General features: G+C 59.9%; 23 protein-coding genes, 1 tRNA gene, 3 pseudogenes and 1 riboswitch. Of the genes and pseudogenes, 9 read left to right on the top strand and 18 right to left on the bottom strand.

Annotation, left to right across the window (positions count from 1 at the left end):
* Positions 1-123, bottom strand: a pseudogene (locus tag SYN60AY4M2_RS14410) (Uma2 family endonuclease); the annotation flags it as partial.
* A 160-nt stretch (positions 124-283) separates the two neighbouring features.
* Positions 284-526, bottom strand: coding sequence for a transposase (locus tag SYN60AY4M2_RS07075; protein ID WP_240527388.1), 243 nt, complete (start codon positions 524-526; stop codon positions 284-286).
* Positions 527-880: 354 nt separating this feature from the next.
* On the opposite strand from SYN60AY4M2_RS07075, the pseudogene SYN60AY4M2_RS07070 reads away from it, so the two are divergent.
* Positions 881-1013: pseudogene (locus SYN60AY4M2_RS07070) on the top strand (IS200/IS605 family transposase); the annotation flags it as partial.
* 203 nt (positions 1014-1216) lie between these two features.
* Here SYN60AY4M2_RS07070 and SYN60AY4M2_RS07065 read toward each other — a convergent pair.
* Entirely contained in the window at positions 1217-1438 is a 222-nt protein-coding gene (locus SYN60AY4M2_RS07065) for a high light inducible protein (RefSeq protein ID WP_011429062.1), read from the bottom strand.
* 101 nt (positions 1439-1539) lie between these two features.
* On the bottom strand, positions 1540-3051 hold the full coding sequence (gene ilvA, locus SYN60AY4M2_RS07060) for a threonine ammonia-lyase, biosynthetic (RefSeq protein ID WP_099812603.1): 1512 nt from the start codon (positions 3049-3051) through the stop codon (positions 1540-1542).
* A 159-nt stretch (positions 3052-3210) separates the two neighbouring features.
* Here ilvA and SYN60AY4M2_RS07055 point away from each other — a divergent pair, with 159 nt between their 5' ends.
* A complete protein-coding gene (locus tag SYN60AY4M2_RS07055; protein WP_011429064.1) occupies positions 3211-3693 on the top strand; it encodes a pyridoxamine 5'-phosphate oxidase family protein in 483 nt (160 codons plus the stop codon).
* A 36-nt stretch (positions 3694-3729) separates the two neighbouring features.
* Here the strand turns inward: SYN60AY4M2_RS07055 and SYN60AY4M2_RS07050 are convergent, their stop codons facing one another.
* Entirely contained in the window at positions 3730-4656 is a 927-nt protein-coding gene (locus SYN60AY4M2_RS07050) for an alpha/beta fold hydrolase (protein ID WP_099812602.1), read from the bottom strand.
* Positions 4657-4745: 89 nt separating this feature from the next.
* On the opposite strand from SYN60AY4M2_RS07050, the gene SYN60AY4M2_RS07045 reads away from it, so the two are divergent.
* Positions 4746-5477, top strand: a complete 732-nt coding sequence (locus SYN60AY4M2_RS07045; protein WP_011429066.1) for a WecB/TagA/CpsF family glycosyltransferase — start codon at positions 4746-4748, stop codon at positions 5475-5477.
* 38 nt (positions 5478-5515) lie between these two features.
* On the opposite strand, the pseudogene SYN60AY4M2_RS14750 reads toward SYN60AY4M2_RS07045, so the two are convergent.
* A pseudogene (locus tag SYN60AY4M2_RS14750) lies at positions 5516-5723 on the bottom strand (hypothetical protein); the annotation flags it as partial.
* 105 nt (positions 5724-5828) lie between these two features.
* On the opposite strand from SYN60AY4M2_RS14750, the gene SYN60AY4M2_RS07035 reads away from it, so the two are divergent.
* The 3 genes from SYN60AY4M2_RS07035 (at position 5829) to SYN60AY4M2_RS07025 (ending at position 8017) form a co-directional block, all read left to right on the top strand.
* Positions 5829-6674 carry an ATP-binding cassette domain-containing protein gene (locus SYN60AY4M2_RS07035; protein WP_240527761.1) on the top strand — a complete coding sequence of 282 codons (846 nt, stop codon included), beginning with the start codon at positions 5829-5831 and terminating at the stop codon, positions 6672-6674.
* A 92-nt stretch (positions 6675-6766) separates the two neighbouring features.
* A complete protein-coding gene (locus tag SYN60AY4M2_RS07030) occupies positions 6767-7684 on the top strand; it encodes a permease-like cell division protein FtsX (RefSeq protein ID WP_011429074.1) in 918 nt (305 codons plus the stop codon).
* A gap of 93 nt (positions 7685-7777) precedes the next feature.
* Positions 7778-8017, top strand: coding sequence for a DNA-directed RNA polymerase subunit omega (locus SYN60AY4M2_RS07025; RefSeq protein ID WP_011429075.1), 240 nt, complete (start codon positions 7778-7780; stop codon positions 8015-8017).
* A gap of 32 nt (positions 8018-8049) precedes the next feature.
* Here SYN60AY4M2_RS07025 and SYN60AY4M2_RS07020 read toward each other — a convergent pair whose 3' ends face one another.
* The 4 genes from SYN60AY4M2_RS07020 to coaBC all read right to left on the bottom strand — a co-directional run bounded on the left by SYN60AY4M2_RS07020 (position 8050) and on the right by coaBC (position 12235).
* Positions 8050-8853 (bottom strand): mechanosensitive ion channel family protein, encoded by an 804-nt coding sequence (locus tag SYN60AY4M2_RS07020; RefSeq protein WP_099812601.1) that lies wholly within the window; start codon positions 8851-8853, stop codon positions 8050-8052.
* 39 nt (positions 8854-8892) lie between these two features.
* A complete protein-coding gene (cax, locus tag SYN60AY4M2_RS07015) occupies positions 8893-10011 on the bottom strand; it encodes a calcium/proton exchanger (RefSeq protein ID WP_011429079.1) in 1119 nt (372 codons plus the stop codon).
* Positions 10012-10198: 187 nt separating this feature from the next.
* Positions 10199-10957 (bottom strand): hypothetical protein, encoded by a 759-nt coding sequence (locus SYN60AY4M2_RS07010; protein ID WP_099812600.1) that lies wholly within the window; start codon positions 10955-10957, stop codon positions 10199-10201.
* 54 nt (positions 10958-11011) lie between these two features.
* Positions 11012-12235 carry a bifunctional phosphopantothenoylcysteine decarboxylase/phosphopantothenate--cysteine ligase CoaBC gene (coaBC, locus tag SYN60AY4M2_RS07005; protein WP_099812599.1) on the bottom strand — a complete coding sequence of 408 codons (1224 nt, stop codon included), beginning with the start codon at positions 12233-12235 and terminating at the stop codon, positions 11012-11014.
* 412 nt (positions 12236-12647) lie between these two features.
* On the opposite strand from coaBC, the gene SYN60AY4M2_RS07000 reads away from it, so the two are divergent.
* The 3 genes from SYN60AY4M2_RS07000 to SYN60AY4M2_RS06990 all read left to right on the top strand — a co-directional run bounded on the left by SYN60AY4M2_RS07000 (position 12648) and on the right by SYN60AY4M2_RS06990 (position 15727).
* Positions 12648-12953 (top strand): AbrB family transcriptional regulator, encoded by a 306-nt coding sequence (locus SYN60AY4M2_RS07000; RefSeq protein ID WP_346426048.1) that lies wholly within the window; start codon positions 12648-12650, stop codon positions 12951-12953.
* A 259-nt stretch (positions 12954-13212) separates the two neighbouring features.
* Positions 13213-14001: an Ig-like domain-containing protein gene (locus SYN60AY4M2_RS06995; protein WP_011429083.1), complete on the top strand. Its 789-nt coding sequence runs from the start codon at positions 13213-13215 to the stop codon at positions 13999-14001.
* A gap of 10 nt (positions 14002-14011) precedes the next feature.
* Positions 14012-15727: an ATP-binding protein gene (locus tag SYN60AY4M2_RS06990; RefSeq protein WP_099812598.1), complete on the top strand. Its 1716-nt coding sequence runs from the start codon at positions 14012-14014 to the stop codon at positions 15725-15727.
* Here the strand turns inward: SYN60AY4M2_RS06990 and SYN60AY4M2_RS06985 are convergent.
* The 8 genes from SYN60AY4M2_RS06985 to moaA all read right to left on the bottom strand — a co-directional run bounded on the left by SYN60AY4M2_RS06985 (position 15697) and on the right by moaA (position 23889).
* Complete coding sequence (locus SYN60AY4M2_RS06985; protein ID WP_099812597.1) at positions 15697-16941, bottom strand: FAD-dependent hydroxylase; 1245 nt, start codon at positions 16939-16941, stop codon at positions 15697-15699. The genes SYN60AY4M2_RS06990 and SYN60AY4M2_RS06985 overlap by 31 nt on opposite strands.
* A gap of 2 nt (positions 16942-16943) precedes the next feature.
* Positions 16944-17936 (bottom strand): methyltransferase domain-containing protein, encoded by a 993-nt coding sequence (locus SYN60AY4M2_RS06980; RefSeq protein WP_011429086.1) that lies wholly within the window; start codon positions 17934-17936, stop codon positions 16944-16946.
* A gap of 214 nt (positions 17937-18150) precedes the next feature.
* Entirely contained in the window at positions 18151-20394 is a 2244-nt protein-coding gene (metE, locus tag SYN60AY4M2_RS06975) for a 5-methyltetrahydropteroyltriglutamate--homocysteine S-methyltransferase (RefSeq protein ID WP_099812596.1), read from the bottom strand.
* Between the two features lie 405 nt (positions 20395-20799).
* Positions 20800-21005: riboswitch (cobalamin riboswitch) on the bottom strand.
* A gap of 14 nt (positions 21006-21019) precedes the next feature.
* A tRNA-Arg gene (locus tag SYN60AY4M2_RS06970) sits at positions 21020-21094 on the bottom strand.
* A 33-nt stretch (positions 21095-21127) separates the two neighbouring features.
* Positions 21128-21613, bottom strand: a complete 486-nt coding sequence (locus SYN60AY4M2_RS06965; RefSeq protein ID WP_011429088.1) for a molybdenum cofactor biosynthesis protein MoaE — start codon at positions 21611-21613, stop codon at positions 21128-21130.
* Entirely contained in the window at positions 21614-21877 is a 264-nt protein-coding gene (locus tag SYN60AY4M2_RS06960) for a MoaD/ThiS family protein (protein ID WP_011429089.1), read from the bottom strand.
* Positions 21852-22946: a cyclic pyranopterin monophosphate synthase MoaC gene (gene moaC / locus SYN60AY4M2_RS06955; protein ID WP_099812595.1), complete on the bottom strand. Its 1095-nt coding sequence runs from the start codon at positions 22944-22946 to the stop codon at positions 21852-21854. Before moaC ends, SYN60AY4M2_RS06960 begins: the two co-directional genes overlap by 26 nt.
* A 4-nt stretch (positions 22947-22950) precedes the next feature.
* On the bottom strand, positions 22951-23889 hold the full coding sequence (gene moaA, locus SYN60AY4M2_RS06950; protein ID WP_011429091.1) for a GTP 3',8-cyclase MoaA: 939 nt from the start codon (positions 23887-23889) through the stop codon (positions 22951-22953).
* Between the last annotated feature and the right edge of the window lies 1 nt (position 23890).

The following is a 23890-nucleotide window of genomic DNA, read 5'->3' as shown; positions in this document are numbered from 1 at the left end:
TAGCTCCCCTTTGGCGGTGCGCTCCAGGCGCAGCTCAGGGTTCTGCCGGCAGAGCTGTTCAAAGATTTCATCGGTCAACTCCAGGCTGGGCCGTAAGTTGAGGGAGATCACGGCCTTAGGGATCCCGTTTAGAGGATTTGAGGATGGGCTGGCGCTATTGTAGTCTTTTGGATCCCTCACCCCTAGCCCCTCTCCCACAGCCAGAGGGGAGGAAGTTGACACTCCCACCGCCTAAAGGCGGGGGATTCTTACGCAGTCCACAAAAGAACCCGTAACGGCGTTGTCAAAGCGCCTCTGGACAGTTCCTGAAGGCAAAGCCCCAAGGTTCTGCTGACTTTCTTAATCCGCCGGTTTCCGTAGTTCGGTCAAGCTTTTGCAACCAAAACCCCTGCGGCTTGTGAGTCTTGAGCCTAGCCAGCTCCTTGTTGTACCCCTGGTTAAAGGACTTGACTTTGCGGCCATCAATGATGAAGCTATGTCCTAAGTTGCTAACGCACGTAAGCCAGTTGTTGACTCCGTGGTCAATTGCTAGAGCTTTTCTCGGATCCAGCGATTTGGGCTGGGCAGGCTTGGCATAGACCCACTCCAGCTACAGACTTACAGGTCTGTTGCGCGGCGGAGACATACATTGCGATAAAGTGCTTGTTTTGGGTTCTCACCATCTCAGCGCAAAGCGCACCATAGCTTGCCCATCGCTTCGTTTTGAAATAGACTTGTCTCGCATAGTACAGGGCACAGTTGTACACCTTATTAGACTGTTGACACAAGTACTCTAATAGGGGGACTAGCTCCCTGTTCCTGACTCGAACCTGCTGACAGCCGCACTCCATCATTGTTGGCAAGCGGCATGACAACCGCAGTCTGACATGGGCAAGCGATAATGCGAGAGGAAAGTCAACGGTACAATCACTACAACCATGCTGTGGGGCTAGCGGTTGTTTATCTTATTTTTTGGCCAAAGAGTAAGGAAAGAGGTCTTGGTGGGAGAAGTCAGGAAGAGGTTGTTTGAGCTATGAAACTATATCAACGACCCCCATCATGGGTAAGCGACTAAAGTGGCTAGCGGGCTTTTCCGCCCCGCACTCAAGTGCGGGGCTACCAAGCTATCCTTTTGTGTGCAAAGTCAGCCAAGGAAGGGCTTGTTCAGGCAAAGATCGCCTGTACTCCCAGGTTGACGGCCTCGGATTTCACAAGCCACGGCTTGCTTTCCCCTCTTCTACTGCCCCAGGGACTGCAGCCAGCCGATGAGAGTAGTGCCAGACAAGGCTTCAAACAGGATCAGGGCAACAAAACCGATCATCGCCAAACGCCCGTTCAAGCGCTCTGCATAGTCGGTGAAGCCCACCCGCGGAACGGTGTCCACGTACATCTCCGGCTCGATGGCGTAGTTGTTGAGGCGGCCACCTTCTTCGACTACGACGGAGCGATATCTGCTCATAGGATTCTCCTTGCTTTTTCTCTACTAGCGTAGCGCGCTCTACATAGGACTGTAAAGTTTTGTTTACAACTTTGTTCACCCCCGCAACAAGCCGACACTGACTAGGCTAGGAAGAGTTTGTAGGCCGGATTGTGGCTTTCGTCCCAGTAGCGATAGTTCAGGGTATCCAGAAAGCGCTGCCAGGCGGGCATTTCCGAGGTGGGCACTTGCATGCCGATGAGGACGCGACCGTAGTCGGCGCCGTTGTTGCGGTAGTGAAAGAGGCTGATGTTCCAGTTGGGGCTCATGCAAGACAAGAACTGCATCAGGGCCCCGGGCCGCTCCGGGAACTCGAAGCGGTAGAGCAGCTCGTTCTCGGCCAGGGGGGAGCGCCCCCCCACCATGTGGCGTAGATGCAGCTTGGCCAGCTCGTCGTCGGTGAGATCCAAGGTCTTAAAGCCAGCCCGCTCCAGATTCAGGGCCGCTGCCTGGGCATCGGCCCGATCCCGCACCTGTAGGCCGACAAAGATGTGAGCTTCGTGGGTATCGGCAATGCGGTAGTTGAACTCGGTGAGGTTGCGCTGGCCGATGTGGGCGCAGAACCGACGCAGGCTGCCCCGCTCTTCGGGGATGGTGACGGCGAAAATGGCCTCCCGCTGTTCGCCGATCTCGGCTCGCTCGGCCACAAAGCGCAGGCGGTCGAAGTTCATATTGGCCCCGCTGGCCACCGCCACCAGGGTCTGTCCCTGGATGCCGGTGCGGCTGACGTAGGCTTTGAGGCCGGCAATGGCCAAGGCGCCGGCGGGCTCCAAAATAGAGCGGGTATCTTCAAAGACATCCTTGATGGCGGCACAGGTGTCGTCGGTGCTCACCAAGAGGATCTCGTCCACGTACTGCTGACAGAGGCGGAAGGTTTCTTCCCCCACCTCTCGCACCGCCACCCCATCAGCAAACAGGCCTACCTGAGAGAGGCGCACCCTTCGGCCAGCTCGTAGGGAGCGGTACATGGCGTCGGCGTCCAGCGGTTCTACCCCAATGATTTTGATCTCCGGGCGCAGGCGCTTGACGTAGGCGGCGATGCCCGAGATCAGGCCGCCCCCGCCGACGGCGACGAAGATGGCGTGGATGGGCTGTTGAGACTGGCGCAGGATCTCCATGCCGATGGTGCCCTGGCCAGCGATCACCAGGGGATCGTCGAACGGATGGATGAAGGTCAAACCTTTCTCGGCTTCCAGTTGCCGCGCGTGAGCATAGGCATCGTCAAAGGTGTCGCCGTGCAAGACCACCTGGGCCCCCCGCGCCCGCACCGCGTCTATCTTCACCTGGGGGGTGGTGACGGGCATCACGATGACCGCGTGGGTGCCCAGCCGCTGCGCTGCCAGGGCTACCCCTTGGGCGTGGTTGCCCGCAGAGGCCGCGATCACCCCTTGCGCCAGTTGCTCCGGAGGCAGGTGGGCCATCTTGTTGTAGGCCCCCCGCAGCTTAAAGGAGAAAACCGGCTGCAGATCTTCCCGCTTGAGCCAGACCTGGTTGTTCAGGCGGCGGGAGAGGTTAAAAGCCGGCTCCAGGGGGGTTTCTTGGGCGACGTCGTAAACGCGAGCCGTGAGGATCTGAACAAGATAGTCACAATACATCGGGATGTATCGACGTCGATAGGGTTGAAAAATGTCGAAAAACGTTGCTCCCGGTGGTGCGGGCTGCTCAAACGGGCAATGGATATTATCCCAGGGATCCAACCCTTCTCAAACGAGGGGGGCTTGGGGATAATAGCAGGGGCAATGGGAGAAAAAGCGATGTCGGCGCAGGAAAAGTTGAAGGCGCTGCTGGAGGGCCAGCCGGTGGCCAGCTTGGCGGTGCTGGATCACGGATCCCCGGCGGTATCGTTGGTGCCCTTCGTGGTGCAGTGGGATCCCTTGCGCTTTGCCATTGTCATCAGCGACCTTTCTTCCCACACCCAGGCTTTGCGGGCGGATCCGCGAGCCAGCCTGCTCATCCACGAGCCGCCCACGCCGGGGGATCCCCGCAGCAACCACGCTTTGCCGCGGGTGATGGTGAGCGGAAAAGCCCAGTTCCTCAGCCGCAAGGAAGCGCAAGCCCAGGGGTTCGAGGCTCTTTATCGCGCCAAGTACGAGATTGCCGAGATGATCCTGGGCCTAGCGGACTTCCACTTCTGCCAGATCACCCCCACCGGCGGCAGCTTCATTCAGGGGTTTGGCCAGGCCTTCCGGCTGAGCGGCCCCAACCTGGATCAACTGGAGCACCTCGGTCGCTCTTAGGCGGGAGAACCCAGACCTTCCTCCTCGCGGGAGTTGCTAGGGGATCCCGAGCTCAGGTTTTCGGGTGGGATCCCGGATCCAAGCCAGCAGCAGCGGGTTGACCAGCTCCGGGGCCTCGTCTTGGGGGCAGTGGCCAACTCCCGGCAGGGGGATGAACCCCACCACGCAGGGGAACTCGGCCAAGGCCCGCCCCAAAGCAATGGGCTCCCAGGGATCCACCTCTCCCCAGAGGATGAGGACGGGGCAGGTGACCTGGGGCAGGAGATCCTCGGCCAAGGGCCCCTGGGAGTAGCGCACAAAGGCCAAGAACACCTCTGCCGCTCCCGGATCGAGGGCCGGTCGCAGCAAAAGCTGCACCAGGTCTTCCGTAACCGCTTCCTTGCGCCCATACGCTTGGAGGAGGATGTTGCGAATGGCCCAGGGCTGGGCTATCTGGGCAAAGAAAAACCGGCCGAAGGGGGGCCACCCCAGCAAGGACTGGATGAGGGGGGTGGTTCGGCGGCGCAGCCAAGAGATCTGGCGACGCTTGCGCTCGTGCAACAGCCGCAGTGAGGGATCCAACATCGCCACCCCCAAGGCCTGGCCTGGCTCGAAAACAGCCGCCTGCAAGGCCACAATGCAACCAATGGAGTTGCCCACCAGATAAGCTGGCTCCCCCACCACCTCCCGCCCAAAATCGGCCACCTGGGCGCCCCAGGTTTCAAAGGTGTAGGGGAAAGGGGATCCCGGCAAGGGCTTGGCGGATCCCCCAAATCCCAGGAGGTCAAGGGCGTACACGCGGCAGTGCCGCCCCAGCTCCGGCAAATTTTTCCGCCAGTGGTCGCTGCTGGCCCCAAAACCGTGGATAAGCACCACCGCCGGGCCGGCGGATCCCGCCTGTTGGTAGCGGATGGACTGGCCCTGCCAGAGCCAGCGCCCCTCGCGGGGGGCCAAGACGCTTGTAGAAGGCTGTTCAGAGAGCATGGAATCCCTATCTCACCCCGAAGGATAGCGCTCTTTTTTGTTGGCACAATCTGGATTGGGAAGCAAGTTCTCTCCCTAGGCCCGTGGCAATGTCGTTGGTAACCTACTCCCTTTTGGGCGTCAACCTGCACCTTACCCTGCCGGAAACCCATCTGCAGAGCTATACCGCCTGGATTGAAGCCCGCATCAGCCAGGGCCTGGGTGCTCAGGTAGTCACCTGCAATCCGGAGATGATCATGCAGGCGCAGCGGGATCCGGCCTTTGCCCAAGTGCTGCAGGAGGCTGAGCTGGTGATCCCAGATGGGGCGGGGGTGGTGTGGGCTTTGCGGCGGCAGGGGATCCGTGTCCAGCGGGTGCCGGGGATCGAGCTGGCCGAAGCTTTGATCTCGCGGGCAGCAGAACGGGGGTGGCGCTTGGCCTTGGTGGGAGGAAGGCCGGCAGTCAACCGGGCAGCGGTTCAGCAGTGGCAAGCTCACTTTCCCTCTCTGTCCATTTGGGGCCATCACGGCTACTTCTCTGGCGCCGAAGAGGAAAAACTTCTGCAAGCTCTCCAGAAAATCCAACCCCAACTGGTGTGGGTGGGGCTGGGATCCCCGCGCCAGGAGCTGTGGATCCAGAGATGGCGCAGCCTCTTGCCCCAGGCCATCTGGATGGGGGTGGGGGGCAGCTTCGACATTTGGGCCGGCCAAAAACGGCGAGCCCCCCGCTGGTGGCGTGACCATCACCTGGAATGGTTGTATCGTCTCTATCAGGAACCTTGGCGCTGGCGACGCATGTTGGCTTTGCCCAGGTTTGCCTGGCGGGTGCTGTGGGATCGCTGATACATTTACGCTGAACACTGCTGAACATCACTGTTCAACTATGCAGCGATAGCATTCTGCTTGTTTCCATTCGCGTTAGCGGGACGGAGTCCAAACAGAATGGCGGTATCCCGCAAAGCTTTGAGTAGAATACCCTAAGCGCAGTTTCCGTGTCGTCTTACTACCAATTTTCTGCTTTGCTTTGGCTACCATGTTGGCAGACTCGAAAGTAAACAGAAAGATCAACTGGTAGTAATCCGTACTGAACATATTATACATTATTTTCAGTATAGTTGAGCTTATTATTGACTAGAGTCATGCTCCTAGCCTGGCAGCTCCACTCGTTCCCTTCTCTCTAGGCGCTTTACCACGATGCTTGGTCAGCACATCGGCTACGCTCCCCGCCTTCACCCTTGGGCTGGTACAGCCCCAAACCCCTCCCTCCTCGTCCCAACCGACCCAGAAACCACCTTGGGCCTCTACCGCAAGCCCCAGACCGGATCCCTGCCAGCCCTAGGTAGCGCTGAGAGCATGGTGTCGCTGCGGGGGGTGAGCAAGGTCTTTCCCAACGGCAACTGGGTTTTCCGAGATGTGAACTTGGAGGTGCGCCGCGGCGAGTTTGTGTTCGTAACCGGGGTGTCGGGGGCGGGCAAGTCCACCCTGCTACGGCTGCTCTACGGGGCCGAACAGGCCACCGAGGGCACGGTGATAGTGGATGGGGTGTGTCTGTTTTCTTCGGAAGGTCGGCGGCGGCCCTACCGCATCCCGCCCCGCCCCCTAGCCATGTTGCGGCGGCGCTTGGGGGTGGTTTTTCAAGACTATCGCCTCTTGGCCAATCGCACCCTGGCGGAAAATGTGGCCTTTGTGCTGCGCGCCCAGGGACTTTCCCCAGCAGAGATTCGCCGCCGCCTGGGGCCGACTTTGAAGATGGTGGGGCTGACCGAGAAGCGGGATTGCTTCCCGGACGAGCTTTCGGGAGGGGAGCAACAGCGCCTCAGCTTGGCCCGCGCCATTGTCAACATGCCCGTCTTGTTGCTGGCCGACGAGCCGACGGGAAATCTGGATCGGGAAAACTCCCTATTGGTGCTCCAAATCCTGGAGCGGCTCAATTCTTTTGGCGTGACGATCCTCATGACTAGCCACGACCCCTATCTGGTGGAGCGGGCGGGTCACCGGGTGGTGCGCCTGGAGGGAGGACATCTGTACGATATGCGCTGAGGGGCTCCCGCCAGAGCGGCGCAGCCCCATCTTCCTCTCCACAACTGCGACGCTAAAGCTTAGAGCGGGCAAACTCTTGGACGGTAGGCAGCATGCACTCTCTCTCCCGATTTCTCAACAAAATCCGCTACCTCCTGCAGGAAACTTTTTTGGGGTTGCGGCGAGGAGGCTGGCTGAACTGGGCTGCTATCAGCACCCTGTTGGTGTTGCTGTTTCTGGTGGGGATCGGCGTGGAGCTGTCTCGGGGGGTGGATGCAACGGTCCAGTCGCTGGGGGGGCAACTGGAGATCTCCGTCTATCTGGAGCCGGAACGCCGGGGGGTGGATTTGCAGCCCCAAGTGGCCCAACTGCCTCATGTGGCGGAGGTGAGGGTGATCACCAAAGAGCAAGCTTGGCGCGACCTTTTGCTGGAGATGGGGATCCAGGATGAGGCGGCCCTGGAGACCCAGTTGGGGGATAACCCTTTGGTGGATGCCCTGCGAGTCAAGGCCGATTCTGCCGAGATCCTAGGTCAAGTGGCCGAGCAGATCCGCCAACTGGAGGGGGTAGACGAGGTGTACTACGGCGACCGCATTGTGGAGCAACTGGCCCAAATCCAGGAGGTGCTACGTCTGGGATCCCTGAGCATCACCGGGGTGTTGGCCCTGACGGCAGTGGCGGTGATCACTACCACCATTCGCCTGGTTGTCATGGCGCGGCGGCGGGAGATTGAGGTGATGCAACTGGTGGGTGCGACGGCGACCTGGATTTACTTGCCCTTTATTTTGCAGGGCTGCCTGTTCGGGGTAGTCAGTGCGCTGGGGGCTTGGGGCTTGGTTCTGGGATCCCAACAGTTACTGCAGGAGGCGCTGGAGCAGTTGATTGCGCTGCCCTTCCTCAAGGTGATGCAGGCCGATCCCGGCCAGGCGGAGTTTTGGTTTCTGCCGCTGCTGTTGCTGGGGATGGGGGTTTTTCTGGGCACCAGCAGCAGCTTGATTGCAGTGCGCAAGTCGGCGGGGCGTTGGTTTTGATCGGGGATCCCTCGCCCTGGGCCGGGCTGACGCCCTTATGAGCTGCGAGAGGTTTGCTAAGATAAAAGGCTACCTGGTAACAAGACGCCGACCATGACCTTGCGTAACCCTCACTTGGGCATCGACAACGACGAGCTGATGCGTCGGGTAGAGGCGTTAATTAACGCTTCCAAAAACCGCTATCGCATCACAGTGCAGGTGGCCAATCGGGCCAAGCGTCGCCGCTACGATGACCCCAACGATGTGGAAGAGGGCTGGATGAAGCCCATTCGCCGCGCCATCATCGAAATGTCCGATGAGCTGACCGAGCCGGAAATCATCGGCGACGAGTAGCCGCCTGGCCCCCTTGGAGCTGCGATGGCCAGCTAGGGAGGAAGTTGGCCGGCTCGCTCCTCAGAAATGGGATCGGGGTTGCTCAGCCGTGACTCCATTGGGTGCAAAAGGCGGTGGGTTTCTTCCGGGCTGAGGCCCTGGATGCGCATCTCCAGTGGGCTGCGGAACCAGAGGGCTTGTTGCGGAAACGGGATCTGGATCCCGGCTTGGTCGAAGGCATGCTTGAGGCGACGGCGGTATTCCCGCGTCACCCGCCACTGCTGCAGCGGTTGCACCTTGATCCAGATGCGCAATGTAATCCCCCGCTCCCCCAGGTCATCGACGCCGTGCATCTCGGGGGGCTCGCGGATCTTGTCCCGCCAGGCCGGCTCCCGATACATCTGTAGAGCCACCTGCTCGGTAATGCGGATGGCCTGTTCCAGGTCGTTTTCGTAGGCGATCACGATCCCCAGATCCACCCGCGACCAGCCGTTGGAGAGGTTCTCCACCACCCGAATGGCGCTGTTGGGAATGGAGCGGGCCCGCTGCGACACCGGCGGCAGGCTGCCGGGATCCCCCTGTGGCGCGGCGACCAAGAACAGCCGCCGCCCATCCAGTGTCACGGCCTCCGTTTGGATGGAAGCGGTGGGCAGGCTGAGCGCTTGCCGCAGCTCTTCCAGAGCATCCAAGCGGCTGAGCAAAGGCACGTTGGAGGCGGTGCCGTGGTTTTGAGAAGTTTCCTGCCCCCAGGCAGGCTCGATGGCCGGAGATAGGGCGAGGGACGCGCCGAAAAGGAGCGGCCACAGCAGGGATCCCATTTTCCCCGACTTATCTACCGGTCGCAGCTGGCGCAACATGAATCGTTTGCGTCCGCGGTGTGGAGTACTTGAACAACCTCACTCCAAAAAGAAAAAAGCAATGCCGAGAATGGCATAGGTGGCCAAGAGCAACAGCCCCTCCAGCCAGTTGGAGCGACCGTCGCTGCTGACGGAGTTGACCAGCAACACCGAGACGGCAATGGCCACCAGCTCCACTGTGCCGAAGTTAAAGTTCATCGGCTGGCCCAGCACGTTCCCGGCCAGCACCAACAGAGGCGCCACGAACAGGGCAATTTGCATCGTCGAGCCCAGAGATACTGAGAAGGAGAGATCCATCTTGTCTTTCATGGCCACCGTGATTGCCGTCGCATGTTCGGCCGCATTGCCGATGATCGGCAGCAAAATCACCCCCATGAACAGCGAGGTAATGTGCAAGTGCTCCAGAGTATGCTCCAGGGTGCTCACCAACAGTTCCGACTCCAGCGCCACCAACACCGTCAACCCCAAGAGGGCCAACAGCCAAAACCCCAAACCGGCCCGCTCGGGCGGGGCCGTCAACACTTGGGGAATGGATCCCTCTGCCTGCAAAACCGGATTGGGGGCGAGACGGGCAGCGGCTTCATGTTCTGCCGCCTCTGCCTCGTGAATGGTGTAAAGGTAGCTGTGGGTTTTGAGGGAAAACAGCAAGGTAAGGCCATAAACCCCGATCAGCACCAAAGCCACCGCTGTAGAGAGCTCTTGGATGGAGAGCGCGCCCAAGTTGGCGTCGGCATAGGTGACCACGCTGGGCAAGATCAGGGCCACCACCGCCAGGTTCATTACCGAGGCGTTCATACGCGCCACTTCGGGCCGAAAGCTCTGCTCGCGAAACTTAATGCCGCCCAAAAACATGGCCAGCCCGGCCACCAGCAGCAGGTTGCTGATGATCGAGCCGGTGATGGAGGCTTTCACCACCTCCACCAGTCCCGCCTGCAGCGCCACCAGGCCAATGATTAGCTCGGTGGCGTTGCCAAAGGTGGCGTTGATCAGTCCCCCGATCGTCGGCCCGGTCAAGGCAGCGATCTCCTCGGTGGCTTGACCCATAAACTTCGCCAAGGCCACCACCGCCAAGGCCGCACAAAGGAAGACCAGATTGGGATCCCAGCCCTGCAAGTGGCCTGTCCACGAGAGGGGAACCCCCAGCAGCAGCAGGAACATCAAGCCGTTCAGCGCTCTCTGCCAGCCTGCTGCAGGGCGAACTGAGGAAACCAGAGAATTTGCATCGGCCAGAGTCATAGTTCCGGGGAATAGAGGCTGATAGATAGTTTCAGAAGTGTGGCGGCGGCAGCAGCGGCCTTCCAAAGCAGTCTAGCTGCTGCCAGGGAGGCTTGAGTAGGTACTGCCATTAGAGGGAGATGACTCGATGGCGCTGCAGCAGGCGGAGGAGCTCGGCTCCCAGTTGATCCACCAGGTGGTGCGGATCGCCGATTTTCAAAAAGCTGCTGCCTTCCACCTCAAAGGGAAAGGATCCCTCGATGCCGTGGCGGGGCAGTTGCACCAGCAGCAGTTGCTCGGGGCGCTTCGATTGCAGGGCATAGCCCAGCTCCAGACAGACCTGTGGGCTGGGCAGAGGCCGCCCCCGGCCATTGACCTGCACAGGGGTGACATCGGCCACCACCAGCAACGCCTGCTTGAGCTTGCGAATCAGCGCTGCGTCGATGAGGGGTGTCTCTGGGGATCCCTGCAGTTGTAGCGGAAGAACCGGCTGATGATGGCGGTTAATGGCCTCCACCACCGTCTGCAACGCCTGGTACAGCGTGGCGCTGGAGTCGGGGTAATCTGATTGGCCACAGAAGTAGATGGCCGGCTCCGTGATGCTTAGGGCAGCCCGCTTATTGAAGTAGATCTCGCGGCTGATTAAATCGAGGTTGGAGATGCTGTAGGCGCCGCTGCCCTCGATGTAAAACTCCACCAGCTCCCCTTCCAAGTAGCGCTGCCACCAGACAGAGGCCTTCACCTGCTCCACATCGTCGAGGAAATCGGCTCGCATCGCCGTTTTCAGGAGGCCGGTACGGCTTAGGCGCAAGTCAGGGGCTCGCTGTTGCACTTGGGAGGCAGACAACACCGAATCCAAATACCAGGCTCTCAAGACAATGATCGCCATCGGATCCCTCTGCGCTTAGCCTCAAAGGTACCTGATTTTGGCCGGCTATCCAAGTCAGCCTAGGCGCAGGGCCAGATCCAGCAGCCGGTGAGCCAGGGTCGATTTGGTGGCCAACGGGAGCAGTTCCGGGTTGCCCTGCCGCGGGATCCAGTAGCCTTGGTTGTGGCTGCTGCCAAAGCCGCTCTCCGGCTGGTCGATGGGGTTGGCCACAATGGCGTCCAGCCCTTTCTGCTGCAGCTTCTCCTTGGCCGGGGGGAGAGGATCCCCGCTCTGGGCAGCAAAGCCGATAAGAAGCTGGCCGGGACGTCGGTGACGGGCTAGGGCTGCCACCAAATCGGGGACAGGCTCCAAGGGCAGCAGCAGGGGCAGCTCGGCCTTGGCCAGCTTGCCCGCATAGGTCTGCGTGGGCCGCACATCCCCCACTGCCGCTGCCATCCAGAGCACGTCCACCTGGGGAAACTCCGCCCGCAAAACCTGCTCCAGTTGGGCTGCTGTCTCCACCGGGATGGCCCGAATGGCGAAGGGTGCTGGATCAAAGGGGATCCCCAGCGGCCCATGCACCAGCGTGACTTCGGCCCCCCGACAGGCGGCGGCCACCGCCAGCGCCACCCCCATCCGCCCACTGGCCGGGTTGCCGATAAAGCGCACCGCGTCGATGGGCTCGCGGGTGCCTCCTGCCGTCACCAACACCCGCTTCCCTTGCCAGTCTTTTTGCCCCCCTGTCCAGAGCAGAGCCCGCACATACTCCTGCAGCGCCTCTGGCTCCAGCAGGCGCCCTTCCCCCACCGCATCGCAGGCCAGGCGGCCCCTGGCCGTGGGCAAGGCCCAGAAGCGGGGATCCCGTTGCAGCCGCTGCCAATTCTCGGCCACTGCTTCAGCCTTCCACATGTGGGTATTCATGGCCGGCGCCAAGGCCACCGGACAGTGGGAGGCCAAAACCACGTTGGTGAGCAAATTGTCCGCCAGCCCCTGGGCCAGCTTGCCCAAGGTGTTGGCCGAAAGCGGCGCAATCAGGAGAGCCTCGGCCCATTCCCCCAGCTCGATGTGCAGCGGCCGTCCCCGCGCAGCTTGCCAGAACTCGGCATCTGTAAAAGCCGGCTGACGGGACACAGTGGCAAACGTCAGCGGGGAGATAAACTGTTGTGCAGCTTGCGTCAAAACCACCCTCACCTCTGCCCCCTGCTGGGCCAGAGCAGACACCAAAACCGCAGTTTTGTAGGCAGCAATTCCCCCGCTCACCCCAACCAGCAGACGCCGCCCCGACCAAAAGGGATCCATATCAGCGAATACTCAAACAGCCCTGTTTCCAGTTTCCCTGCCTTTGCCAGCAACACAACAGGAATCCCTCGCCCAAAGTGCTAGGGCTCAGGCCGCCGATCCCGCCGAGAACAGCACTTGCGAGCCTAGGGCTTGCCTGGGGAGAACCCCTCTTTCGCAAGTCCGACCTCGACTCTACAGGTTCTGTCCCGCAGGGGGAATTCGCTACTGCTGTTTTGCGCACTCGCCTCTTCAGATCCCATTCCGCTTGCCGAACTTGTCTCCTCTAATAAGAAAGAGTTGAAGGCAACTTATTGCAATCGCTATTTGTTTTTGGCTACACTAACTGTTGTCCTTGAGCCATCTTGATATGACTACGACCGGTAAACCAAAACCACTCACTGGCCAAGAGCTCCTCGACAAGGTAACTTCGATGGGAAATGCGGATCGCAAGGAAAAAGCTCGCGCCTGTGGCTACGTCACCTATACCAAGAATGGTCAGGAGCGAGTGAATCTGATGCAGTTCAACAATGCCTTGCTGAAGGCAGTCGGTGTGGATCTCGATGCTAGTGATGAGAACGGTTCCCGCGGTCGGGCTCCGACTTACCGGGTTTCGGTTCACAAGAATGGCAACCTCCTCATCGGAGCTGCCTACACCAAGAAGATGGGCCTCAAGCCGGGGGATCAGTTCGAGATCAAGTTGGGCCACCACAACATCAAGCTAGAGCGCATCGACTGATTTCCTGTCGCCTGCCTTGTCGAGGTTCTCTCTGCTGATAACAGCGTTTCAGCTTGGGTAAAGCCCTCGATGGTTAGGGAAGAGCGAGATGCTTCTTTCCCTCCATCGTCACCCTGTTTTTAGGCGGACAAGGGATCCTCGTATTCGTTGAGGATCCCTATCTGTCTGTATCATCTGTATCAATAGGTATCAATTGATGGCTGAAGCGCAGAGGGCTTCGTTATTCTGACAAAAGTTAAAGTTCATGAGGGCGGCGGCAATGTACACTCCAACTGCACAGAACCTGGCCCGTCGGTGGCGACGCTGGCGAATTTGGGTGGGGCTGGTGGTGTTGGCAGTGGTGTTCTGGGCCGTTCAGCCTCATCTGCAGGTTGAGTCGCAATCGAATGCGCCGCTGCAGTGGGTCTCCTCTCAGCCAGCCCCCGAGCAGCAGGATGTTTTTGTGGACGGGGTTCTACGGCTGCAATTCGATCGGCCGCTGGATCCCAATCTACAACGGCTGGCGGTTCAGTTGGAGCCGCCGGCAGCGGTCATTTTCGACGTGCAGGGAGACGAGTTGTTGCTTAAACCTCGGGATCCCTTGCGCTTTAGCACCGACTACACCCTCACGATCGCGCCGCAGGAGGGGCTGCCGCTGGAGCAGACCATCCAACTGCGCTTTCGCACCGAGCCGCAGTTTACCTACGAGCGGGACATCAAGCCGTTGCTGGAGGCCAGTTGTGTCGGCTGCCACCAGCCGGCAGGGCGACAGCGCACCCAGTTGCTGGACAGCTACGAGGCGGTTCTGGCCTACGTCAAGCCAGGGGATCCCAACAGCGAGTTGATCGATCCCCGCTGGACGCGCCGCCACGCCACCATCCTCAACGCCAACAACCCCAACCGCCCTCAGGCCCGCGGCGGATCCCCGGAGATCGCCTACCTCCAGGCCCGCGGGCTGCCCCTCTCTCGTCTGGGCTTTTGGACGCCGGAGGAGGTGGAGATCGTCCGCACTTGGATCGTCCAAGATGGGGCCCCCCGCAGCAGCGCCCGCGCTCAGGCGGGCAACTAGTCTCACCGCCATGACCGCTCCCCAACCGCTAGCCACCGTCATCCAGGGATCCCTGAGTCGGGGCTTGGAAGCTCGCCTCAACCCCGGTGTCTCGGTAGAAGACCTGCGGGTGGGCAAGTTTGTGGTGATCCAGGGGGAGCGCCACCGCTTCTTCGGCCTGCTCACCGACGTTACCTTAGCAACCAGCAACCCGCAGATCTTGGTCAATCCCCCCCGCCCGGAAGAGACCCTGCTGCAGGAGGTGCTGGCGGGTACCGGCACCTACGGGGTTATCGCCCTCACGCCCATGCTGATGCTGGTGCCGCGGCAGACGGAAGCAGAGAGGCTGTATCCCCTCATCGATCCCAAGCGGCCAGACGACTGCGGCTCAGCCCCTCCTGCTGCCGAGGCGATGGAGCTGTTGCCGGTGAAAACGGTGCCGGCCCACTTTTCCCAGGTGTACGAGGCGCGGGAGCTGGACTTTCGCACCGTCTTCGGCTGGGAAGACGACCCCACTCGGCGCAACTTCGCCATCGGCCAACCCTTGGACATGGCGGTGCCCATTTGTCTGGATCTGGATCGCTGGGTGGAGCGCAGCAACGGCATCTTCGGCAAGTCCGGTACCGGCAAATCCTTTTTGGCCCGCCTGATCCTGGCGGGCATCATCCGCAAACGGGCGGCGGTAAACCTGGTTTTTGATATGCACTCTGAGTATGGCTGGGAGGCGGCCAGCGAGGATAGGCAGGCCACCACCGTCAAGGGGCTGCGGCAGCTCTTCCCCGGCCAGGTGCAAATCTATACCTTGGATCCCGATTCCACGCGGCGGCGAGGGGTGCGGGATGCCCGCGAGCTGTTTATTGCCTACAACCAGATCGAGGTGGAGGATCTGGCGCTGTTGGCAGAGGAGCTCAACCTCTCCGAGGCCAGTCTGGAAAACGCCATTATCCTGCGCAACGAGTTTGGCCGCGACTGGATCAGCCGTCTTTTGAGCCTTTCCAACGCCGAGATTCAGGAGTTTTGCGAGCAAAAAATGGGCAACAAGGCCTCGATCCTGGCCCTGCAGCGCAAGCTCACCCGTCTCGACGACCTCAAGTACATCCGCAACAGCCTGCCCCACAACTACATCGGCGAGATCCTGGAGGCCCTCAGCCGCGGCATTCACGTGGTCATCGAGTTCGGATCCCAGTCCAACCTGCTCTCCTACATGTTGGCGGCCAACGTCATCACCCGCCGCATTCACCAGGCCTATGTGCAGCAGACGGAGCGGTACTTGCAGTCCAAAAATCCCCTCGACCGGCCCCGGCAACTGTGCATCACCATCGAGGAAGCGCACCGCTTTCTGGATCCGCGGGCGGCCAAGCAGACCATTTTCGGCACCATCGCCCGCGAGATGCGCAAGTACTTTGTGACGCTGCTGGTGGTGGATCAGCGCCCTTCCAGTCTCGACCGCGAGGTGATGTCGCAGTTGGGCACCCGCATCACGGCCCTTCTCAACGATGACCAAGATATCGAGGCTGTGTTCACGGGTGTAGCCGGCAGCCAGAACTTGAAAACGGTGCTGGCCAAGCTGGATTCCAAACAGCAGGCCCTGGTTCTCGGCCATGCCGTGCCCATGCCGGTGGTGGTGCAAACCCGCTCCTACGACCAGAGGTTCTACGCCGAGATCGCCGACCCCGACTGGTCGCAGGCCGAAGATGCGGAGGTGCTTTGGGCAGCTCAGAAGGCCAAGGAGGAACTGGGGCTGTAGGGAGGGCTGCCCCACAGCCCGGTCATCAGGCGCAGCAAAAAGCGCCGCAGCGGCGGAAAGCGTATCATCCCTATCAAAACCAAGCGCCGCAAGACCACCAGGGGCCAGTAGGAGTTGGAGAAAGTGCGGGTGAGGAGATCCGTAAAGAGCAACACCACCCAGTTTTCCCAGCGGCGACGGCGACCGTAGCGCCGCAGGACTTGGACCTCTCCCAAATCCTCCTGTCGTCTCCAGGCGTCCAGCAACACTTGGGCCAAGGCAGCGGCATCGCGGATGCCGAGGTTCAGCCCTTGGCCAGCTACGGGATGACAGTGGTGAGCGGCGTCCCCCACCAAAGCCAGGCGGTGCTGATAGTAGCGGCGGCTCTGGCGCAGGCGGGCCGGGAAGACTTGGGGCGGGTTCAGCAAGGTAAGGTAGCCGCCCTGGTCGCCGTAGTAGCGCTGCATCTCGGCCAAGAAGTCGGCCTGGGAAAGGGCCAGCGTGGCCTTGGCCTGCTCGTGGGGCAGGATCCAGACCACCTGGCAGCGGTTGCCGGGCAGGGGCAGGATGGCGAAGGGGCCGGCAGGCCAAAAGCGCTCGTAGGCGACGTTTTGGTGGTCTTGGGCAGGGGCCACCAGGGCGGTGATACACGACTGCCAGTAGTCCCAGCCGTCGCTCGGGATCCCTGCCCGCTGGCGCACTTGGGAGCGCAGGCCATCGGCGGCTACCACCAGGGAGGCGGCCAGCCGGCGGCGGCCTTGGGTCGTTTCCAGCTCTACCTCAGCCGCAGCCTCCCCGTAGGTTACGCTCTCCACCCTGGCTTCGTAGTAGCAGGTGATCTGGGGATCGGCAGCCACCCGCTCCTGGAGCACCTGCTGCAGCCGAGCATGTTCGCCGCAGTAGAAAACTGCCGTTTCCCCCACATCCTCCGGCCTAAACGTCACCCGCTGGGGAGCGTCGGCGTCGGTCAGAATCACCTGGGCAAAGGGTGTGATGTGGGGAGCCAGCGCCTCCCACACCCCGATGGCCCGAAAGATGCGGATCGACAACGGCGAAAGGGCATAGGCCAAGGGGCGCTGCCTGACTGCCTCAGCCGACTGGGCCTCAATGAGGGCCAAGCGCAGGCCGGATCCCTGCAGGGCACAAGCTAGGGTCAAGCCCGCAATGCCGCCGCCGACGATGATCACGTCGTAAACGGCTGCCAAGGTAGTCGGAGTGGGAGCAAGGGTTGTCATTTCTAGTGCTGAGTGCTGTGGGCAACTACTTCTGGGCGGGCGGAGTTTGCCGGCGTGGCGGCCCGCACCGCTCGGAACATGCCAAAGCGGCAGAGGCCAGTGCCGAAGGCCAGGCGCATGAGCAAGAAAGTGGGCACCTCCCGCAGCGACTTGATCAAGCCCACCAAGCCAAACTTCAGCAACCCTTCGGGACGGACAACCCCCTGCCAGATGGAATCCAGCCAAGAAGGAAGAGTTTCTTGCGTCCAGTCGGCAGTTTGCACCTGTCCTTCCACCAGGCCCGTGGCTTGCAACTGTTCGGCAAACCCCTCGATGCTGGAAAAGGCGGGGTGCGACCACTGATCCAACAACTGCCGCATCACCAGCCGCTCCCAGAAGTTGAGGGGCTTTTGACGGTCGTCGCGCTGGTTCCAGTCCGCCACCACCAGGATGCCGCCTGGCTTGAGCACCCGCAGCATCTCGCTGGCGTAGCGAGCCTTGTCCGGCATGTGGGGCCCCGCCTCGATGGACCAGACCACATCAAAGCTGGCGTCGGGGAAGGGCAGGTTGAGGGCGTCGGCCACCTGAAACCGGACGGGCAGATCGGGGGGGGTGAGCTCCTGGGCCCGCTGCACCTGCTGCGGGCTGATGGTGATGCCGGTCACCACAAAGCCATAGTCGCGGGCCAAGATGCGACAACTACCGCCAATGCCGCAGCCCACATCCAACACCGTCGTCCCCGGCGGCAGCCGATCCAGCCCGCCCCAGCGCACCATCTCGTGGACAAAGTCGTGCTTGGCCTGGATGAAGTTCTTCCGCCGCGGCGGGGATCCGTAGTGGCCCAGGTGAATATGCTCGCCCCAGTAGAACTCCAGGATCCCGTCTCGCGTCCATTCGTCGTAGGCGCGGGCTACCGATTCAGGAGAGCGGTACTTGCGGGCGGTCAACAGGTAGGCTCCCAATCCTATAGCTAGGAGCAGGACTAGGCCCCAAAAAACCCAGAGTGTTGGATTCATTAGAACTACCTTGAGATGGCTAGAGGTGGCAATTGATGATTGTTGCTGCGGTGGCAACAGACACAGCGGGGATCCCTTCTGGCCTCCGTTGATCCAGCGGAGCAAAGCCCCACTCTCATCTTGCCCTATTTGCCAGCCGCAAGGCGGCCTAGGAGTGTCGTAGCCGCACGGTTGCCCGCGGAGGAGACGCTGGCCTGAGCAACCTTGCCGGGGGCTAGGTGGCCTGGAGCTCCTCCCTTAGACGCTGAGTGGCTGCCACCATGTTTTTCAGGGCAGGGATCACTTCCTCCCAGCGGCGGGTTTTTAGGCCGCAGTCGGGGTTGACCCAGGTTTGCTCTAGCGGCAAGTGGGCCACTCCCAGGCGCAGTTGCCGGAGAATCTGCTCGGTGTCGGGCACCGCCGGGCTGTGAACGTCGTAAACGCCGTTGCCTACCTGGTGGCGATAGCCGGCTTGGGCAATCTGCAGCAAGGTTTTGTTGCTGCTGCGGCTGTTTTCGATGGAGAGGACGTCGGCATCCAGACGCTCGATGTGCTCGATGATGTCCCCGAACTCCGAGTAGCACATGTGGGTGTGGATCTGGGTTTCGGGCTTGGCGCCAGCGGTAGTCAGGCGGAAGGCCTCCACCGCCCAACTTAAGTATTCTGGCCAGCGCTCTTTTTTCAAGGGCAGCCCCTCTCGCAGCGCTGGCTCGTCCACCTGCACCATCGCGGCTCCGGCAGCTTCCAAGTCGGCCACCTCTGCCCGCAGGGCCAGGGCAATTTGCAGGGCCTGCTCGCGACGGGAAACGTCAACGCGGGGGAAGGACCAGTTGAGCATGGTTACCGGCCCTGTCAGCATCCCCTTGACCGGCTTTTGAGTCAGAGATTGGGCCACCTTGAACTCCCGCACCGTCATGGGGCGAGGGCGAGACACGTCGCCGTAGAGAATGGGGGGACGCACGCAGCGGCTGCCATAGCTCTGCACCCAGCCGTGCTCGGTAAAGGCAAAGCCCTGCAGTTGTTGGGCGAAGTATTCCACCATGTCGGTGCGCTCGAACTCACCATGCACCAGCACATCCAGGCCAATTTCTTCTTGGATGCGGATGCACTTGGCAATTTCGGCGTCGATGGCAGCTTCGTATTCGGCCTGGGAGATCTCGCCCTTTTTGTACTTGACCCGCCACTGCCGGACTTCGGGGGTTTGGGGAAAAGAGCCGATGGTGGTGGTCGGCAGCGGTGGCAGCTTGACCTGCCGGCCTATACGCTGCTCGTAGGGAAGGGAGCGCTGGAAGTCCTGCGCCGTCAGGTTGGCCAAGGCCTGGCGCACTGTAGAGTTGGGGGGATTGAAGTCCTGGAAGGCCTGCCACTGCTGCTCCAGCTCCTGCTGCTGGGCGGCGGTGTCTTCGCCGTTGAGGGTGCGGGCCAGCAGAACCACCTCGGCCAGCTTCTGCTCGGCAAAGCTGAGAACATTGCGCAAAGGCTCTGGCAGGTGGGTTTCCAGAGCAGCGTCGTGGGGCACAAATTGGAGCGAGCAAGAAGGCTGCACCCGCAGGTTGGGGGCTAGGGCTTGCAGCTCTTGCAGAGTGGCCAGAACGGCTTTGGGCTGGATCTGCCAGACGTTGCGCCCGTCCACTACCCCCGCCCCCAGGATCTTGTCGGCGGGGAAGCCGTGGGCTCTGACCAGTTCCAGGTTGTGGCCGCGGGTGAAGTCGAGGCTGAGGCCAGCTACCGGAAGCTCCACCGCCCAGGGGTAAGTCTCCCCCAAGTCGTCAAAGTAGGTAACCAGGTGGAGAGGGATCCCCACGCTTGCAAGCCAGCGGTAGGTCTGCTCCACCGCTTCCTGAAGACTTTTGCCTTCGCTGGTCACCAAGATGGGCTCATGGACTTGCACTTCCCGGATCCCCAGGCGCTGCAGCTCCTGCAAGAGTTCTCTGTAGAGAGGAAGCAGCTTCTCCAGATCCCCCCGCAACTCGCCAGAGCGCTGGCTTAGAGCAAGAAGGGTAACCGGACTGAGGAGGACGGGGCTGGTGCGGTTTCCTAGGATCCCTTGCGCCCGTCGCACCGTGGCCAGGAAGTCGTCGAAATGGGCCTGAGGGATCGCGTCGGCCTCAATTTCCGGCACCAGGTAGTGGTAGTTGGTGTCAAACCACTTGGTCATTTCCAAGGCCGGCAGCCCCTCCTGCCCCCGCGCCATGGCAAAGTAGCGCTCCAGGCCTGATAAGCTCTGAAACCGGGAGGGAATCAGCCCCAGCCAGGTGGCCCAGTCCAAAACGTGGTCGTAGAGGGTTTGATCTCCTACGGCAATGTGGTCGAGGTTGGCCTGTCGCTGGGTTCGCCAGGCCTGACTCTCCAGATCCTGCAGCGTCGCCAACAAGGCTTCCGCCTCCAGGGTGCCGCCCCAAAAGGCCTCCAGGGCTTTCTTCAGCTCGCGGCGCTTGCCCATGCGGGCATAGCCTAGGGTTTGAGTTTCAATGGCCATAAGGTACCTTGTCCTGAATCGAATTCGGTAATTGAGGTTGCCGCCAGTTGTCATCCAACCTAGGCAGCAAGAGATGGCCGCCGACATGCCTATCGGTGGCATCCCGGCAGAAGGTTTTCCCTAGGCCAGGAAACCTGCCGGAGCTGTCAAGGCGTTCCTTCACCCTGGCGGCTTGCCCACTCTGCACAGGGGGATGCCCAGAGGACTCTTTTGTGCAACCAAAGCGAGCAACCGTCCTCCTAGCTGCCCCTGAGCTAACTGCTCAGCTCTCTTGTCCGCGCTTTTGACTGAGTGCCTACGATCCGAGAGCGTCGAAAATCCGTAAGCAGGCCGATGAAAAAACTTCGAGACGGGAACGGGCTAACGTCAAAATGGGGAGCATATCTGTACCTCGCAGATATGGTGAACTGTGGAAAAACCGCCGGCGGGCATTCTGACTTGCTCAGTTTTGGAGGGGCTGGCTTGCGTCTCAAGGCCTCTTGCAACAACGAACTAGGGATCCCAAGTCCAAAACCGGCTCACAGCTGCGGGACAGCGGCAGATTCTCACTGCACTTTCCCCGTTGCCTCTGACGGCTGATCCCCGTCAGAACCGACAGTAGACTTTATCCTATCACTGGTTTTAGCGGGACTGGGCGGATTTGAACCGCCGACCTAGCGCTTAGGAGGCGCTTGCTCTATCCAGGCTGAGCTACAGCCCCAGGTCAGGTACCTCACTGATACTAGCAGAGAGGCTAGGGGGTATCGCCGCAAGGCTGCCGAGCAATAGCGTTCTTATGGAATTGCTGGAACAAAGGCTTTGCTTTCTGACACAAAACCCAACGCGGCGGCTCACCCCAGTAGTACTCTTTTTTCCAAATGGGCAAGCGCTCCTTGATTGCATCAATGATGTAACGTGCTCCAGCAAAAGCGGCGCCGCGATGTTCAGCTGTAGCACCAACCCAAACCGCAATATCACCAATTGCAAGATGACCCTGGCGGTGACAGGCAACAGCACCGCAGAGGCCAAACTTGGCGTGGGCTTCTCGGAGGATCTTCTCGCCCTCCTTCTGGGCAAGGATCTCGTAGACTTCGTACTCCAAGCTGAGAACAGGTTTGCCCTGGCTGTGGTTGCGTACCCAGCCCTCGAAGGTTACTAAGGCACCCGCTGTGTTATTGACGAGCAAACGACTGAGTTCAGCTGGCTGGATGGTGCTATCCACAATTAGAAAACGCAGCATTTAGCCCCCACAAACTGGTGGAATGAAAACTACCAAGGCACCTTCATCTATCGGCCTAGTCAAGTCACAGAACTCATGATTGACAGCAACCTTAACGTCCTCCGCTGCTAGCGAAAATCCATACTTTGCTTGCAGCTGCTGATAGAGCTCTAGGTAGTTTGCTGCACTGGTTTGCAGCACTTCGCTGCTCCGCTGAGCCTGTTCCCGCAGCACTGCTACATATTGAATTGTTACGGTCTTACTTAGGACAGATTGAGTTACCATGGCTGCAACTACCCCAAACTGATTGGAAAGTGGCATACTCCTCGGCGGTATTGACGTTCATGAGCTCGACCTCATGGTTGGGGGTAACTAGGGTGCAGGGCTGCCTGCTGAGGATTTCCACAGGGCAGTACACCCCTTCCGCGTAAGCCCTTTCTAGTACCGCTGCAGCTTGAGGAGTATAGATGGCGCAAAGAGCTTCCGGGAAGCCGCGCTCGGGGTTAACATAGCAAGTTGCGATTGTTTCGGCTTGGTAGTGATCCAGCAGCTTTTGGATTGTTTCTGACCGAAGGTTCAGTAGATCACAGGCAACAACCAACCAGTTAGCTTCAGGATGAGTATTCAAGGCAGTCAATAGGCCACTGATCGGGCCAACGCTTTCTACTAGATCTGGTAGTGTGGGCAAGAGCTCTAGAGCTGTGCCCGACCACTGACCGGCACGCGCTGACAAGTAAACCTGCTGGCAGTAGGGCTGCAGCAGTTCATAGAGATAGGCGGCGTGGGGTTTGCCAAAAGGGTTCAGCAGCGCTTTATCGCGACCCATGCGCTTGCTACGTCCCCCTGTGAGCACCAAGCCATAGAGGGGACGTTCCAGGAGGGCGTTTTTGCCGCCGGACTTAGTTACTAGGCGGATCTCCTGGATGCAGATATGGGGCGACACCGACTTGCACATGTCATAGATTGTCAGCGCTGCTGTTGCCGCACCACAGAGAGCTTCCATTTCAACCCCTGTCTTAGCGCTGGTCTTGACAGTGCAGTGGATGGTTACAAGCAAGTGATCATCAATTGTGATATCAAAGGTGCAGTCTTCAACAGGGATCTGATGACAAAAGGGGATCAGTTGGTCAGTTCTTTTAACAGCCATTGTACCGGCAATGGTTGCTGTCTGAAATACCGGTCCTTTTTTCAGGTGGATATCTTGGCCAACAACATAGGATCTGAGAGCAGGTGGCAGTTGAACTCTTGCCCGTGCTGTGGCCGTTCGCAAAGACACCGATTTGTGGCTAATATCTACCATATGCGGATGGCCTTGAGCATTAAGATGGGCCCATGTACGATCAGCTTTGTCCATAGAGCTAGCCCCCTAAGCCGTACATTGGGTGTGAGACCTGCTCAACCCGGCGCAGTGGTTTCATCCCCAAAAGCTGCTGGTAAATTTGCTGACGTTGGCCTGGTGTTTTGTCTCGAACCGAGAGACCCTCCTCACTAAATAGGCAGGCAAAGAGACGACCATCAGCTGTCAAGCGCCACCGGGAACAGCTGCTGCAGAAGGGCTGAGACTCAGAGGCAATAAATCCAACTTTAACATTCTCGTCGATTGTAAAGTAAAACGCTGTCGAATCAGGTGCCGCTGGAAGGGGGGTTAGAGTATAGCGTTCTTGCAGACGGGCAATGCACTCTTGTGCTGAAACGTAGTGTTCTTCATAGAGAGAGTTGGCATAGCCGACCCGCATCAGCTCCAGAAAGCGAACTGTCACGCCTGTCTTGCGGGCAAACTCAACGAAATCAAATAGCTCGCAATCGTTGATCCCCCGCATTACAACCGTATTGACTTTGAGGCTAAATCCCCGGGCAATACCCTCCTGGATATTACGGAGAATATCCGCCAGGCAGTCGCGACGGGCAATTGCAGCTTGGGTGGAGGGCTGTAGGCTATCGAGGCTAACATTAAGGTTGAGAACGTTGGCAGCCTTGAGAACGTCCCAGTAGCGGTGGAGCAGCAGGCCATTGGTTGTTAGGCTGAGGGACGGGATCTTCAGCTTGGCAAGTTCCTGAATGACTTCATCAAAGTCTTGCCGAACCAGAGGCTCACCACCTGTAATGCGAACTTCTTCAATGCCATAGTCCAGCAACTCGCCAATAATTTCTTTGTATTGCTGCGGAGTTAAGTAGCTACTTTTATCCAGAAATTCTGGATGCAAAGGCATGCAGTAGCGGCAGCGAAGGTTGCATTGATCGGTTAGAGAAACCCTTAGCTTGCGAATGCGACGATTCCATTGATCCACTAGCTGCATC

It is taken from the genome of Synechococcus sp. 60AY4M2, from assembly GCF_002760375.1.
Taxonomy (GTDB): domain Bacteria; phylum Cyanobacteriota; class Cyanobacteriia; order Thermostichales; family Thermostichaceae; genus Thermostichus.
The sequence above is the reverse complement of the archived record's forward strand: the minus strand, read 5'-3'. Positions and strand labels throughout refer to the sequence as shown.

Excerpts from the sequence above, each read along its gene's own strand:
- SYN60AY4M2_RS07050 (WP_099812602.1), bottom strand. The coding sequence starts at position 4,656 with ATGCTCTCTGAACAGCCTTCTACAAGCGTCTTGGCCCCCCGCGAGGGG.
- SYN60AY4M2_RS07010 (WP_099812600.1), bottom strand. The coding sequence starts at position 10,957 with ATGGCGATCATTGTCTTGAGAGCCTGGTATTTGGATTCGGTGTTGTCT.
- SYN60AY4M2_RS07030 (WP_011429074.1), top strand. The coding sequence starts at position 6,767 with ATGCACTCTCTCTCCCGATTTCTCAACAAAATCCGCTACCTCCTGCAG.
- SYN60AY4M2_RS06985 (WP_099812597.1), bottom strand. The coding sequence starts at position 16,941 with ATGACAACCCTTGCTCCCACTCCGACTACCTTGGCAGCCGTTTACGAC.
- SYN60AY4M2_RS06995 (WP_011429083.1), top strand. The coding sequence starts at position 13,213 with ATGTACACTCCAACTGCACAGAACCTGGCCCGTCGGTGGCGACGCTGG.
- moaA (WP_011429091.1), bottom strand. The coding sequence starts at position 23,889 with ATGCAGCTAGTGGATCAATGGAATCGTCGCATTCGCAAGCTAAGGGTT.
- SYN60AY4M2_RS06965 (WP_011429088.1), bottom strand. The coding sequence starts at position 21,613 with ATGCTGCGTTTTCTAATTGTGGATAGCACCATCCAGCCAGCTGAACTC.
- SYN60AY4M2_RS06980 (WP_011429086.1), bottom strand. The coding sequence starts at position 17,936 with ATGAATCCAACACTCTGGGTTTTTTGGGGCCTAGTCCTGCTCCTAGCT.
- SYN60AY4M2_RS07065 (WP_011429062.1), bottom strand. The coding sequence starts at position 1,438 with ATGAGCAGATATCGCTCCGTCGTAGTCGAAGAAGGTGGCCGCCTCAAC.
- SYN60AY4M2_RS07020 (WP_099812601.1), bottom strand. The coding sequence starts at position 8,853 with ATGTTGCGCCAGCTGCGACCGGTAGATAAGTCGGGGAAAATGGGATCC.
- SYN60AY4M2_RS06960 (WP_011429089.1), bottom strand. The coding sequence starts at position 21,877 with ATGGTAACTCAATCTGTCCTAAGTAAGACCGTAACAATTCAATATGTA.
- SYN60AY4M2_RS07035 (WP_240527761.1), top strand. The coding sequence starts at position 5,829 with ATGCTTGGTCAGCACATCGGCTACGCTCCCCGCCTTCACCCTTGGGCT.
- SYN60AY4M2_RS07025 (WP_011429075.1), top strand. The coding sequence starts at position 7,778 with ATGACCTTGCGTAACCCTCACTTGGGCATCGACAACGACGAGCTGATG.
- ilvA (WP_099812603.1), bottom strand. The coding sequence starts at position 3,051 with ATGTATTGTGACTATCTTGTTCAGATCCTCACGGCTCGCGTTTACGAC.
- SYN60AY4M2_RS07055 (WP_011429064.1), top strand. The coding sequence starts at position 3,211 with ATGTCGGCGCAGGAAAAGTTGAAGGCGCTGCTGGAGGGCCAGCCGGTG.
- SYN60AY4M2_RS07000 (WP_346426048.1), top strand. The coding sequence starts at position 12,648 with ATGGGAAATGCGGATCGCAAGGAAAAAGCTCGCGCCTGTGGCTACGTC.
- SYN60AY4M2_RS07045 (WP_011429066.1), top strand. The coding sequence starts at position 4,746 with ATGTCGTTGGTAACCTACTCCCTTTTGGGCGTCAACCTGCACCTTACC.
- coaBC (WP_099812599.1), bottom strand. The coding sequence starts at position 12,235 with ATGGATCCCTTTTGGTCGGGGCGGCGTCTGCTGGTTGGGGTGAGCGGG.
- SYN60AY4M2_RS06990 (WP_099812598.1), top strand. The coding sequence starts at position 14,012 with ATGACCGCTCCCCAACCGCTAGCCACCGTCATCCAGGGATCCCTGAGT.
- metE (WP_099812596.1), bottom strand. The coding sequence starts at position 20,394 with ATGGCCATTGAAACTCAAACCCTAGGCTATGCCCGCATGGGCAAGCGC.
- moaC (WP_099812595.1), bottom strand. The coding sequence starts at position 22,946 with ATGGACAAAGCTGATCGTACATGGGCCCATCTTAATGCTCAAGGCCAT.
- cax (WP_011429079.1), bottom strand. The coding sequence starts at position 10,011 with ATGTTCCTGCTGCTGCTGGGGGTTCCCCTCTCGTGGACAGGCCACTTG.